The 12,754-nt window shown below is 67.2% G+C and carries 14 protein-coding genes; 7 read left to right on the forward strand and 7 right to left on the reverse strand.

The features are described from left to right. Position 1 precedes the first annotated feature (1 nt). A complete protein-coding gene (locus ABMA46_RS05360; RefSeq protein WP_348998275.1) occupies positions 2-1,015 on the forward strand; it encodes a type II secretion system F family protein in 1,014 nt (337 codons plus the stop codon). Between the two features lie 14 nt (positions 1,016-1,029). Further along, positions 1,030-2,055 carry a type II secretion system F family protein gene (locus ABMA46_RS05365; RefSeq protein ID WP_348998276.1) on the forward strand — a complete coding sequence of 342 codons (1,026 nt, stop codon included), beginning with the start codon at positions 1,030-1,032 and terminating at the stop codon, positions 2,053-2,055. 23 nt (positions 2,056-2,078) lie between these two features. On the opposite strand, the gene ABMA46_RS05370 is transcribed toward ABMA46_RS05365, so the two are convergent. After that, positions 2,079-3,431, reverse strand: coding sequence for a leucyl aminopeptidase family protein (locus ABMA46_RS05370; protein WP_348998277.1), 1,353 nt, complete (start codon positions 3,429-3,431; stop codon positions 2,079-2,081). A 113-nt stretch (positions 3,432-3,544) separates the two neighbouring features. Here ABMA46_RS05370 and ABMA46_RS05375 point away from each other — a divergent pair, with 113 nt between their 5' ends. The 3 genes from ABMA46_RS05375 to ABMA46_RS05385 all read left to right on the forward strand — a co-directional run bounded on the left by ABMA46_RS05375 (position 3,545) and on the right by ABMA46_RS05385 (position 5,683). After that, positions 3,545-4,360 (forward strand): tetratricopeptide repeat protein, encoded by an 816-nt coding sequence (locus ABMA46_RS05375; protein ID WP_348998278.1) that lies wholly within the window; start codon positions 3,545-3,547, stop codon positions 4,358-4,360. A gap of 83 nt (positions 4,361-4,443) precedes the next feature. After that, the gene (locus ABMA46_RS05380; protein ID WP_348998279.1) at positions 4,444-4,794 is read left to right on the forward strand and encodes a MarR family winged helix-turn-helix transcriptional regulator; all 351 of its coding nucleotides are present in this window, start codon (positions 4,444-4,446) and stop codon (positions 4,792-4,794) included. A 28-nt stretch (positions 4,795-4,822) separates the two neighbouring features. Beyond that, complete coding sequence (locus tag ABMA46_RS05385; protein ID WP_348998280.1) at positions 4,823-5,683, forward strand: C40 family peptidase; 861 nt, start codon at positions 4,823-4,825, stop codon at positions 5,681-5,683. A gap of 30 nt (positions 5,684-5,713) precedes the next feature. On the opposite strand, the gene moaB is transcribed toward ABMA46_RS05385, so the two are convergent. From moaB to ABMA46_RS05415, 6 genes are all read right to left on the reverse strand, one after another. Beyond that, positions 5,714-6,271: a molybdenum cofactor biosynthesis protein B gene (gene moaB, locus ABMA46_RS05390; RefSeq protein WP_348998281.1), complete on the reverse strand. Its 558-nt coding sequence runs from the start codon at positions 6,269-6,271 to the stop codon at positions 5,714-5,716. Beyond that, the gene (locus ABMA46_RS05395; RefSeq protein ID WP_425475691.1) at positions 6,258-7,382 is read right to left on the reverse strand and encodes a 4-(cytidine 5'-diphospho)-2-C-methyl-D-erythritol kinase; all 1,125 of its coding nucleotides are present in this window, start codon (positions 7,380-7,382) and stop codon (positions 6,258-6,260) included. Before ABMA46_RS05395 ends, moaB begins: the two co-directional genes overlap by 14 nt. Continuing rightward, positions 7,379-7,564 carry a hypothetical protein gene (locus tag ABMA46_RS05400; RefSeq protein ID WP_348998282.1) on the reverse strand — a complete coding sequence of 62 codons (186 nt, stop codon included), beginning with the start codon at positions 7,562-7,564 and terminating at the stop codon, positions 7,379-7,381. The genes ABMA46_RS05395 and ABMA46_RS05400 overlap by 4 nt, the downstream gene beginning before the upstream one ends. An 85-nt stretch (positions 7,565-7,649) precedes the next feature. Further along, positions 7,650-8,507 carry a S49 family peptidase gene (locus ABMA46_RS05405; protein WP_348998283.1) on the reverse strand — a complete coding sequence of 286 codons (858 nt, stop codon included), beginning with the start codon at positions 8,505-8,507 and terminating at the stop codon, positions 7,650-7,652. Positions 8,508-9,031: 524 nt separating this feature from the next. After that, positions 9,032-9,826, reverse strand: a complete 795-nt coding sequence (locus ABMA46_RS05410) for a tRNA1(Val) (adenine(37)-N6)-methyltransferase (RefSeq protein ID WP_348998284.1) — start codon at positions 9,824-9,826, stop codon at positions 9,032-9,034. Further along, positions 9,823-10,047 carry a putative signal transducing protein gene (locus tag ABMA46_RS05415; protein ID WP_348998543.1) on the reverse strand — a complete coding sequence of 75 codons (225 nt, stop codon included), beginning with the start codon at positions 10,045-10,047 and terminating at the stop codon, positions 9,823-9,825. The genes ABMA46_RS05410 and ABMA46_RS05415 overlap by 4 nt, the downstream gene beginning before the upstream one ends. Positions 10,048-10,198: 151 nt before the next feature. Between ABMA46_RS05415 and ABMA46_RS05420 the strand changes: the two genes are divergently transcribed. Continuing rightward, positions 10,199-11,215 carry a polyprenyl synthetase family protein gene (locus ABMA46_RS05420; protein WP_348998285.1) on the forward strand — a complete coding sequence of 339 codons (1,017 nt, stop codon included), beginning with the start codon at positions 10,199-10,201 and terminating at the stop codon, positions 11,213-11,215. Between the two features lie 430 nt (positions 11,216-11,645). Continuing rightward, positions 11,646-12,725 carry an ABC transporter ATP-binding protein gene (locus ABMA46_RS05425; protein ID WP_348998286.1) on the forward strand — a complete coding sequence of 360 codons (1,080 nt, stop codon included), beginning with the start codon at positions 11,646-11,648 and terminating at the stop codon, positions 12,723-12,725. Positions 12,726-12,754 lie beyond the last annotated feature (29 nt).

A 12,754-nucleotide genomic window follows, 5' to 3' on the forward strand; every position in this document is an offset into this window, starting at 1 on the left:
GATGTTCGGAATTGACACCACGGTCCTGGCATTCGTCGTCCTCGCCGGCTTCAGCGCCGGCGCGGTCGCCTATGCGCTGCTGTTCGGCCGCATCAGCAGCGAGAAGCAGGTCGGCAAGCGCCTCGAGACGATCAAGGCGGCCGAGACCGACCGCGCCGTCGTCAAGGCCTCGCGCGACCGGCTGGCCGAAGCCGCCAAGCGGCGCAAATCCGTGCAGGATTCGCTCAAGGACCTGGATGAGAAGCAGAAGGCCAGGGACGCCAACGTCAAGAAGCCGCCCCTCAAGGTGCAGATCCGCCAGGCCGGCATGAGCGTGACCATCGAGCGGTTCTACATCTACTCGATCGTCTGCGGGCTGGTGCTGACGCTGCTTGCCTACATCGTCGGCGCGCCGCTCATCGTCCTGCCCGGCGTGCTGCTTGCCGGCGCCCTGGGCCTGCCGCGCTGGTTCGTGTCCTTCCGCCGCGCCCGCCGCGTCAAGGCGTTCCTCGAAGAGTTCCCCAATGCGCTCGAGGTCATCGTGCGCGCCGTCAAATCGGGCCTGCCCCTCAACGACGGCATCCGCCTGATCGCCAACGAGGCGCGCGAGCCGGTCAAGACCGAGTTCCGTCGCATCGTCGACTCCCAACAGATGGGCATGTCCATTCCCGACGCCGCGCTGCGCATGCCCGAGACGATGCCGTGCCCGGAAGCGGGATTCTTCGGCATCGTCATCCAGATCCAGAGCCAGGCGGGCGGCAATCTGTCGGAAGCGCTCGGCAATCTGGCGCGCGTGCTGCGCGACCGCAAGAAGATGAAGGCGAAGGTGCAGGCGCTGTCGATGGAGGCCAAGGCGTCCGCCGCCATCATCGGCGCGCTGCCCTTCATCGTCGCCCTTCTCGTCTATCTGACCAGCCCGACCTACATCATGCCGCTGTTCACCACCAATATCGGCCACCTGATCCTGGGCGTGGCCGGGGTGTGGATGTCGATCGGCATCTTCGTCATGCGCAAGATGATGAATTTCGAAGTCTAACGGAAAGAGCAGGCATGTCCTCGCAAGCCATCAAGACCCTGGTCGATCCGTCCTTCCTGATCGCGCTGCTCGTGGCCGTCGCCGTTTTCGCGACCATGATCACGCTGCTGCCCGCCTTCGGCGGCAATCCGCTCAAGGCCCGCATGAAATCGGTGGCGCTGGAGCGCGACGAATTGCGCGCCAAGCAGCGCGCGCGCCTCGCGGCCGAGGCGGATCGCCGCCGCAAGGGCCTGCGCGAGCAGGAATCGCTCGGCATGCGCAGCATCGTCGACCGGCTCGACCTCAGGCGCGCCCTTGCCGACGAAGGCACGATGCAGAAGCTCAGGATGGCCGGTTTCCGCGGCCAGAACCCGCTGACCAAGTTCCTGTTCTTCCGGCTCGTGCTGCCCTTCGTCGGCTTTGCGCTGGCGCTGGTCTATATCATGGTGCTCGGCGGTCTCGCCGAAAAGCCGTTCCTGGTGCGCATGTTCGTCTGCATCGCCTGCGCCTATGCCGGATTCTACCTGCCGGTTCTCTACGTCTCCAACCGGGCGACGAAACGCAAGCAGTCGATCCAGATGGCGTGGCCCGACGCGCTCGACCTGCTGCTGATCTGCGTGGAATCGGGCATGTCCGTCGAAGCCGCGCTGCGCCGCGTCGCCGACGAGATCGGCGTGCAGTCGGTCGATCTCGCGGAGGAGTTCGTGCTCACCAACGCCGAGCTGTCTTACCTTCAGGAGCGCCGCCAGGCCTATGAGAACCTCGCCAACCGCACCGGCCTGGACTCGGTGAAATCGGTCTCGCAGGCGCTGATCCAGGCGGAGCGCTACGGCACGCCGGTGGCGCACGCGCTGCGCGTGCTGGCCGCCGAAAGCCGCGACATGCGCATGAACGCGGCCGAGAAGAAGGCGGCGGCGCTGCCGCCGAAGCTGACCGTGCCGATGATCCTGTTCTTCCTGCCGGTCCTGTTCGCCATCATCCTGGGGCCGGCCGGCATCCAGATCAGCCAGCGCGGCATCTTCGGCGACCAGCACAACACGACCGAGAACAACTCGCAGTAGGCCGGTGCGGCTCGATCAGACCGTTACCGGTAACGGTTGGACAGCATCCTTTCGAGGGCGCGGATGCCCTGGGCCTCGCCGCCTGCAGGACCATGCGGCCGGTCGGACGGGCTCCATCCGTAGATGTCGAAATGCGCCCACGCATCGGCCTTCTCGACGAAGCGCTTGAGGAACAAGGCCGCGGTGACCGATCCGGCAAAGCCGTCCGTGGTCACGTTGTTGATGTCGGCGATCTTGGAGGCGAGCCTGGCGGCGTAGGGCTGCCACAGCGGCATGCGCCACAGCGGGTCCTCCTGCGAATGCGAGGCCGTCGCGACCTCCGCCGCCAGCGCCTCGTCGTCGGTGTAGAAGGGCGGCAGGTCGGGGCCGAGCGCGACGCGGGCCGCGCCCGTCAGCGTCGCCATGTCGATCAGCAGGTGCGGAGCCTCCTCGTCGGCCAGCGCCAGCGCGTCGGCCAGCACCAGACGGCCCTCGGCGTCGGTGTTGCCGATCTCGACGGTGATGCCCTTACGGCTGGCCAGCACGTCGCCGGGGCGGAAGGCATTGGCGGAAATGGCGTTCTCGACCGCCGGGATCAGCACCCTGAGCCGGACCTTCAGGCCCGCCGCCATGATCATCGAGGCGAGGCCCAGCACATTGGCCGCGCCGCCCATGTCCTTCTTCATCAGCAGCATGCCGCTGGCCGGCTTGATGTCGAGCCCGCCCGTGTCGAAGCACACGCCCTTGCCGACGAGGGTCACCTTCGGCGCGGCCTTCGGCCCCCAGGAGAGGTCGATGAGGCGCGGCGCCTGCGCGGCCGCGCGCCCGACGGCATGGATCATCGGGAAATTCTTCTTGAGAAGCGCGTCCCCCGTGACGACGGACACGGTGGCCTCGTGCGCGCGCGCCAGCGTGCGGACGGCCTTTTCCAGGTCGTCCGGCCCCATGTCGCTGGCCGGCGTGTTGATCAGGTCGCGGGCGAGGAAGACGCCGTCCGCCAGCCGCTTCACCCGGTCGCCGTCGGCACCGGCGGGCAGGGCGAGGCGCAGCGCCTTGCCGGGCTTGCGGCCGTAGCGGGTGAAGCCGTAGCCGCCCAGAACCACCGACAGCGCGGCAAGATCCGGATCGGCGGGCGGCTCGGCGAAATGCCACTCGCCTTCGGGCAGGGCCTTCGCCAGCGCTCCGAGCCCCAGATTGCCCTGTGCGGGATCGAGGCCGAACAGGGCGCCGGCCAGCGCGCCTTTTTCGCCGGGAAGAATCAACGCCTTGCCGCTCTCCGCGGCAAAGCCGTTGGCCCGCGCCCACGCGCGCGCATCGTCCGGCATGTCCTCAGTGCCGGAAACGACATGGATGGGCAGCGAGTGCCTGGACTTTCTGGCTATGAGCTCGACGGGCATGGACGTTCCTCGGTGCGCGACTCGGGCATTTTAACGATGCGTTAGGGTTAACAGAATATTTCTCGAACCGGGACAAGGCCGTTTGCGGCCGGAACGGGAACGGAGTGACGTCCATGCGGGCAAGGCGGGTCCGGTTGAGCAGGGGACTATCGGCCACGGCGATCCTGATGGCGCTTGCGCTCGGCGTCAGCGGCTGCGGCACCGACAAGATGTCGACTGGATCGATCGGCCGCACGAGCAGCCAGCCGGTCGAGACGATGTCCAGCGGCCAGATCCATGCGGCGGCCGTCGCGATCGGCCAGACCTACGCGCGCAATCCCAGCGACAAGCGCATCGCCATCAAATATGCCACCGTCCTGCAGATGGACGGCGATGCCGACCAGTCGCTGGCGGTGATGCGCAAGCTCGCCATCGCCTATCCGAAGGATCGCGACGTGCTCGCCGCCTACGGCAAGTCTCTGGCCGCCAACGGCCAGCTCGCGCCGGCGCTGGACGCCGTGCGCCGCGCCCAGACGCCCGAATATCCGGACTGGCGGCTCGTCTCGGCCGAAGGCGCCATTCTCGACCAGATGAACCAGAAGGACGATGCGCGCCAGCTCTACCGCAAGGCTCTGGAGCTGAAGCCGAACGAGCCGTCGGTCCTGTCCAATCTCGGCATGTCCTACCTGCTGGAAGGCGATTTGCGCACCGCCGAGACCTATCTGCGCTCGGCCGCCGCGCAGCCCGGCGCCGACAGCCGCGTCCGCCAGAACCTGGCGCTGGCCGTCGGCCTGCAGGGCCGCTTCGACGAGGCCGAGAAGATCGCCGCGCAGGAACTGCCGCCGGACCAGGCGCAGGCCAACGTCGCCTATCTCCGCTCCATGCTGTCGCAGCAGAACGCCTGGAACCAGCTCAAGAAGGGCGACAAGAAAGCTGCCAGCACCAACTGAGCTTCCGACACCGCGCCGGCAGCGGCGCGCGTCTCGGCCGAAAATGTAACGGAAGCGAAACGTCTTTTCGTCATGGTGGCGGCATGGCGATCACCATGCGTCCCAGCCAGGCCTTGCGACTTTGGCAGCAGGTTCTGCTGGCCGAGGTGCGCGACGACGCGCTCGACCTGACCACGCGCCAGATGGCGATCCTGCTCACCATCTACCTCGACCCGCCGCCGCACACGATCCGCGCTCTGGCGGCGCGGCTCGGCGTCACCAAGCCCGTCATCACCCGCGCGCTCGACACGATGGGGTCGCTCAAGCTGGTGTCGCGCCATCGCGACGAACTCGACAGGCGCAACGTCCTGGTCCGCCGAACGGTCGAGGGTGCGCTCTATGTCGAACGCCTCGGCGATGCTATCATCGCCAAGGCTCTGGGTCTGCCGATCTGACCACATCATCGCCCGAACAGGAAACGCCGTGACCGCCCGCGATCCCCGCCTCCATGCCTATCGACCCGATCTCGCCGATGCCCGCCTGCAGGGCACCGTGGAGGCTGGCCGCTTCGTCGCCGGCCGCCCGGCGCGCATCGGCGTCGCCGTGGCCGACGTGCGCAAGGCGGCGTCCAGCGATGCCGGCGTCAACACGCAATTCCTCTACGGCGACGACGTGCTGGTCTTCGAGACCGAGAAGGGCTGGTCGTGGGTTCAGGGCGAGCGCGACGGCTATGTCGGCTATGTCGCACAGGATCGCCTGGCCGGACGCGACGCGCCGCCGACGCATGTCGTCCGCATGCCGCGCACGTTCCTCTATCCCGGTCCGGACCTGCGCTTTCCCGTCAGCGGCCGTCTTTCCATGGGCTCGCGCGTTTGCGTGGCCGGCGCGGCCGAGACGCGCGGCACGCGCTACGCCGTGCTGTCCTCGGGCGAGGCGGTGATCGCCGGCCACCTTCGCCCCCTCGGCGAGCATGCGGCCGATTACGTCGCCGTCGCCGAAAAATTCCTCGAAACGCCCTATCTGTGGGGCGGGGCCTCCGGTTTCGGCATCGACTGCTCCGGCCTCGTCCAGCTCGCGCTGCACATGGCCGGCTCCGACGTGCTGCGCGATACCGACATGCAGGCGGCCTCGATCGGCGAGCCGTTCGAGCCGGGACCCGGCCTTGCCGGGCTCAGGCGCGGCGACCTCGTCTTCTGGAAGGGCCATGTCGCCATCATGACCGGCGACAGGGACATGATCCACGCCAGCGGCCACACCATGACGGTGGCGCGCGAAGGGCTGGCCGAGGCGGTGGAGCGCATCGGCTATCTGTACGGCGGCCCCACGGGTTTCCGGCGTCTGTAACGTGGGACTGCCCGCCGTCTCCGATACCCCTCAGGAAGGACCGGACGCGCCGCGCTTCAGGTGCTCGTCCAGCCGCGGCATGATCTCCACGAAATTGCAGGGCATGTGGCGATAGTCGAGCTGCGCCTTGAGGATGCCGTCCCAGGCGTCGCGGCAGGCGCCGGGCGAGCCCGGCAGCACGAAGACGAAGGTGGCGTTGACGACGCCGCCCGTCGCCCGCGACTGGATCGTCGAGGTGCCGATCTTGTCGAAGGATATGCGGTGGAAGACCTCGGAGAAGCCGTCCATGCGCTTCTCGAAGATCGGCTCCAGCGCTTCCGGCGTCACGTCGCGGCCGGTGAAGCCGGTGCCGCCGGTGGTGATGACGACGTCGACGCTCTCGTCCTTCGACCATGCCAGCACTTTTTCGCGGATTCTCTCGCGGTCGTCGGTGACGATGGCGCGGTCGGCGAGGATATGGCCGGCGTCCGCGATACGGTCGGCCAGCGTCTGGCCGGACTTGTCGTCGGCGAGCGTGCGGGTGTCCGAGACAGTGAGCACGGCGATGCGGATGGGAATGAAGGCGCGCTTCGCCTCAGTCGTTGCCATGAGCTTCCGTCTCCGAGGCGATGCTTCTGGTCGCCGCCACGAACCAGTCGGGATGGCGCGCGCGCAGCTCAAGCGCCGCCCGCTTGGCGACGTTGCCGGTCTCGAACAGGCCGAAGCAGGTCGCGCCCGAGCCGGACATGCGCGCGAACCCCGCGCCGGCGCGGTTCAGTGCCGCCAGCGCCCGCCCGATCGCCGGCTCGATGGCGCAGGCGGCTGACTCCAGATCGTTGCGCGTCAGCTCCAGCCAGTTGCGCAGGCCGTGGAAATCATGAGCCTTGGGGAGAGGCGGCAGCCCCTCGTTGTCGCGACGGGCGAGTGCCGCAAAAACCTGCGGCGTCGCGATGGCCCGGCCCGGATTGACCAGGACCAGCCCGTGCGCGGGCACATGCGGCACGATAATCAGTTCCTCCCCGATGCCGCCCGCGACCAACGGCTTCGCCGTCAGGCACATCGGCACGTCGGCCCCGAGGCCGAGCGCGATGGCCGCCAGCCTGTCGGCGCCGATATCGATGGCCCACAACCGGCCAAGCGCGCGCAGCACGGCCGCGGCGTCGCTCGACCCACCGCCGACGCCGGACGCGACCGGCAGGTTCTTCTGGAGATGAATGGAAACGGGAAAGGCGGAGATGGCGCGTTTCTTCACGCCCCCCTCTGTCCTGCCGGACATCTCCCCCACAAGGGGGGAGATCACCTGGTCCGCGTTGCTTTTACCACTGTCCATCGTAGCGAAAGGAGCACGAACGGTTGAACTGCCAATCTCCCCCCGTGTGGGGGAGATGTCCGGCAGGACAGAGGGGGGCGCTGTAGAGCACCGGCTTTCAACATACCGCCGAAGCAAATCCCGTGCTCTCACCACCAGATTGCCGTCGTCGGGCGGCACGTCGGCGGCGAACGGCCCCGTCACCGAAAAGCGGTCTTCCACGGCAGGTCGGACCTCTACCCGGTCGCCGAACCGCGTGAAGATCACCAGACTCTCCAGCGTGTGATAGCCGTCGGGCCTCTGCCCGGTGACGTGCAGCGCCAGGTTGATCTTGGCCGGAGCCAGTTCCGTGATCGAGGCGGCGTCCGCGGCCGGCTGGGGCGCGCTCGGCTGGAGAAGGTCGGCGCTCAATCCTTGGCCAGACGGTATTCGCCGGTCTTCGGGTCTTTCACCAGCGTGCCGTTGGCGCCCGTCGCGTGCTGGCGCTCGGTGCGGCGCACCTTGGCGGTCACCCGGTCGGCCTCGCGCACGAAGGAGCGATAGCCGAAATAGGCCGCGGCGCCGACCAGGGCAAGAAAGATCATCTGTGGCATTCAGGGTCTCCCGTGAGACCGGCCCGGATATCCGGGCGATCGTTCGATGGTCAATATCGACATGGTAGCCGTTTCGCGTGGCTTTTCAAAGGCCGAAGCGGCTCCATAGCGCACGTTCTTCCGCCGCATCCATTAGGCCGGATGCGGCGGCCCCGGCGATCGCGCTCGCCGGGGCCTTCTGGCCGAACAGGCCGAAGCGCGAGAGCAGGCCGCGCTGCGCGGTGATCAGCTTGAGCTGCGTCTTCGCTCCGAACCGCTGCTTGAGGGTGGAGCGCATGTCGCCGAGCCCGTCGATCAATCCGAGATCCAGCCCCTTTCCGGCCGTCCAGAACAGACCGGTGAACAGGTCGGGATTGTCTTTCAGCTTGGCGCCGCGGCGTTCCTTCACGAGGTCGATGAAGGTCTGGTGGATGTCGAGCTGGAGCGTCTTCAGCCGCTCGACATCCTCCTTCTTCTCCGGCTTGAACGGATCGAGGATCGACTTGTTCTGGCCGGCCGTATGCACGCGCCGCTCGACGCCGATCTTCTTCATCAACTCGGGAAAGCCGAACGAGGCGGAAACGACGCCGATCGAGCCGACGATGGAGGAGGGGTCTGCGATAATCTCGTCGCCCGCCACAGCGATCATGTAGCCGCCGGAGGCCGCCACGTCCTCCACGAACACCAAAACGCGCTTGTTCTTCTCCTGCGCCAGGTCGCGGATGCGCTTGTAGATCAGCCGCGACTGCACCGGCGAGCCGCCTGGCGAGTTGATGGCGATGGCGACGGCGGGCGCCTTGAAGGCGAACGCCTTCTCGATCACGCCCGCCGTGGTGGCGAGCGACAGAGAGGGCCGAAACTGCCCGCCGCCCGACATGATGGCGCCCTGCAGCCGGATGACGGGAATGGTCACGGCGTCGGAGCGCCAGGATTTCGGCAGCAGGCGATTGAGGAAGCGGCGCACGAGCGGGTTCTCCGGGAAACGGGGCCAAGAGCATGTAGGCATTCGCCGCGCGAGGGCAAGAATGCAAGGCTCGGGTCAGCAGGGCAATCGCATATGGAATTTCCTCAGTTGCCGCCCCGCGCACCCCCACCCCTAACCCCTCCGCACAAGGGGGAGGGGGACTTCTGTGTCATTGCCGCAATGCATCAACGCTGGCGATCTTGGGCGAAACGGTGGTGTCGGCGTCTCCCTCCCCCTTGTGGGGAGGGCAGGGGTGGGGGTGAGCCTGGCCAGGCCATGCGGACATTGGAGCCGGTCATGCGGACGTTGGAGATTGTGATCATTCTCAATTCAGGTCGTCGTTCCGGGGCCGCGCAGCGGAACCCGGAATCCAGAGCGGGACGTGCCAATTCGAATCTGGACGAGCGACGCTGGCGGACTGGATTCCGGATTCTGCTGCGCAGCCTCGGAATGACGCGGACGAAAAGACCGACCTGCGTCGCACGGTCTGAGGAATCCGGTTGCCCGCGGTCTCTCTCGGCGCCTCAGTCGCCGAACAGCGACGCGATACCGTTGTTGATCGCGTCGGCCTGCGCGCGGAAACGGTCGCTGCCGGTATCGTGCAGCATCAAGGGCGGCTGGATGGCGAGCTTGCCGCGGCCGCCGCGCACGCCTCTCAGCACGATGCGGATCGCCGCCCGGTCGGCGCGCGGATGCACGGCCTTGAGTTCCAGATTGCCGAAACGCCCGCCGAGCGCGTCGAGCAGCGCGCCGGCCTGTTCCGGCCGGGCGATGACGGCGATGCCGCCGCGCGGCCGCACGACAGCCGCCGCACTGCGCATCCAGCGCTCGAACAGCCCGTCCTCCATCACATGCGCCTCGCGTTTCAGCGCGTCCGGCGTGGCGCGGTCGGCGTCGGCGTTGAAGGGCGGGTTCATGACGACGAAATCGAACGCATTGTCGGCAAGGCCGGCGGCGGCGCGGGCCTTGCCGGTCAGCGTCACGTCGGCGCGCAGCACGGCGGCGCGGCCGGCCAGATGCACGTTTGCCTCATGCACCAGCGTCGCCTCGGCGAACGCGGCCATCTCGTCCGACCGTTCGACCAGAAGCGCGCGCGCACCGGCGCAGCGCGACAGCACGGCGAGCCCGGCAGCACCGGCGCCGGCACCGAAATCGGCAAGACGCCCCGCGAAGGCGGACGGCACGGCGGCCGCCAGCATCATGGCGTCCATGCCGGCCCGGTGGCCGCGCGCCGCCGGTTGCAGCAGGTGGAAGCGGCCGCGATGGAAGGCGTCGAGCGTATGCGCCGGCAGGACGGGAGCCGGGCTCGACGCTGTCATTTCGGACGCATTTCCTGGCCGATGCCGGCGTCGGTGAGAATGCGCCGCGCCTCGTCGGCGCGGTCGCTCTCGACCAGGATGCGGCGCGGCAGGATGCCGAGCGAACCGTCCATCACGCTCATGTTCTGGTCCGCCACCAGGCAGCCGATGCCGGCGTCGCGCATCAGCGATTCGACGAAGGAGATGATGACGGGGTCGTTGGTGCGCACGAGTTCGATCATAGCCATGAAACTTTCAGTTTGCGGTCCCGCTGTAAATCACGATCTTGCTATCGGCCTTGCGGTTCCGCGCCAATTCGCCACTTGTCGCATGCGGTGCCGCCGCCTAGACTCATTGGGCGCAGCGCGGGCGCGGATCGGACGGAGTGTCGTTGTGGGTGTCGTTGTCAATCTCGGGGACGGAAAGCGGGAGCCCGCTTCCATCAAGCAACTCGTCGATCTGACGGCGGCCGACATGGCGCGGGTCAACGAATTGATCCTGTCGCGGGCGGGATCGGACGTCGAGATGATCCCCGAAGTGGCCAATCACCTGATCTCCTCGGGCGGCAAGCGCCTGCGGCCGATGGTGACGCTGGCCGCCGCGCAGATGTTTGGCTACCAGGGCGACGGTCATGTGAAGCTCGCCATGAGCGTCGAATTCATGCACACGGCGACGCTCCTGCACGACGACGTGGTGGACGAGAGCGATCTTCGGCGCGGCAAGAAGACGGCGCGCATGATCTGGGGCAACCAGGCGAGCGTGCTGGTGGGCGATTTCCTGCTCGGCCAGGCCTTCCGCATGATGGTCGACGTCGGCTCGCTCGACGCGCTCGACATCCTCTCATCCGCTGCCTCCATCATCGCCGAGGGCGAAGTGATGCAGCTTGCCGCCGCCAAGAACCTCGAAACCACCGAGGATGAGCATTTCGCCGTCATCAAGGCCAAGACCGCAGCACTTTTCTCGGCCGCGGCCGAGGTCGGTCCGGTGATCGCAAACGCCTCGAAGACGGACCGCGCGGCGCTGCGTTCCTACGGCATGAATCTCGGCCTCGCCTTCCAGCTCATCGACGACGCGCTGGACTATGGCGGCTCCGCGCAGGATCTGGGCAAGAATGTCGGCGACGACTTCCGCGAGGGCAAGGTGACGCTGCCCGTCATCCTCGCCTATCGCCGCGGTACCGCCGCCGAGCGCGCCTTCTGGACGAAGGCGATCGAGGAGAACCAGACCGACGACGAGGGGCTCGAAAAGGCGATCGGCCTGATGACGCGCCACGGCGCCATCGCCGACACGATCGGCCGGGCCAGGCATTTCGGCGAGATCGCCCGCGACGCGCTGGCGCCGCTGGAGGCGACGCCGCAGAAGGCCGCGCTGATCGACGTGATCGATTTCTGCATCAGCCGGGTGAACTAGGAGCGGGCGCATCCGGTGGCAGGTCGGCGCCGTTCCAACCAACGTAGCCCGTCATTCCGGGGCCGCGCAGCGGAACCCGGAATCCAGTCCGCCGGCCTTGCTGGTATTGGCTCGACCTGTCACCGCTCCACTCTGGATTCCGGGTTCCGCTGCGCGGCCCCGGAATGACGGCGACAAATGACCGAGGCAAGGGTCGGCGTCGCATCAGTAAGTGAGCCTGCCCGTGCGCAGCCTTCTTCCCTTCGGCTTCGGACTTTTTACACGTTTTTTCCGGCCTCTCCGAGTTCCCCGGAACGGCGTCTTTACAGCGCCCATTGGTAGCGCTACCATTCACTGAACGGATGCGATTGGTGAGGAGCACTGCAGTCGCGTCCGGTATAAGCGGGGTCCCTTCGAAGGGTGTCGCGGAAAACCGTTCGGGAGGGAAACGATGGCGTCAGTCACGATCGCCGACGCGCGCAAGTCTTTCGGCTCGGTCGAGATCCTTCACGGCGTCAGCGTCGATATCGACGACGGTGAGTTCGTTACGCTGGTCGGCCCCTCCGGCTGCGGAAAATCCACGCTTCTGCGCATGATCGCCGGTCTGGAGAAGATCTCCGGCGGCACGATCGCGATCGGCGGGCGCGTGGTCAACACCATCGCGCCCAAGGAGCGCGACGTGGCGATGGTGTTCCAGAACTACGCGCTCTATCCGCATATGACCGTCGCCGAGAACATGGCGTTCTCGCTGATGCTGAAGAACGTCGCCAAGGCCGAGAGCACGGCGGCGGTTGCCCGCGCAGCGGAGATCCTGGGCCTGACGCCGCTGCTCGAACGCTATCCGCGCCAGCTTTCGGGCGGCCAGCGCCAGCGCGTCGCCATGGGCCGCGCGATCGTGCGCAATCCGCAGGTGTTCCTGTTCGACGAGCCGCTGTCCAACCTCGACGCCAAGCTCAGGGTGCAGATGCGCGCCGAGATCAAGGAGTTGCACCAGCGCCTGAAGACGACGACGGTCTACGTCACCCACGACCAGATCGAGGCCATGACGATGGCGGACAAGATCGTCGTCATGCATGACGGCGTGGTCGAGCAGATCGGCGCCCCGCTCGAGCTTTACGATCGGCCCGACAATCTCTTCGTCGCCAGCTTCATCGGCTCGCCGGCGATGAATTTCCTGCGCGGCGAAATCGCCGCCGACGGCGCGCCGGTCTTCCAGGGCAACGGCGTTTCGCTGCAACTGTCCGGCGCCGCCGGCATCGACCGCGGAGACCGGGCGGTTCTGGGCATCCGCCCCGAGCACCTGCGCTTGTCCGAGGACGGCTTTCCGGTCACCATCACGGTGGTCGAGCCGACGGGGTCGGAGGTACAGTTGATCGGCCGCACGCCGGGCGGAGAGGACGTGGTCGCCAATTTCCGCGAGCGTCATTCCTTCAATCCCGGCGAGACAATACGGCTGTCCGCCGATCCTCGCCTCATCCATCTCTTTCACGGCGAGACCGGCAGGCGGGTCGAGCCCCGCAAAGGCGCATGAAATCCGGAGTTCAACAGTCCGTAGAAGAA

It is taken from the genome of Mesorhizobium hunchu (assembly GCF_040081975.1).
Taxonomy (GTDB): Bacteria; Pseudomonadota; Alphaproteobacteria; order Rhizobiales; family Rhizobiaceae; genus Mesorhizobium; species Mesorhizobium hunchu.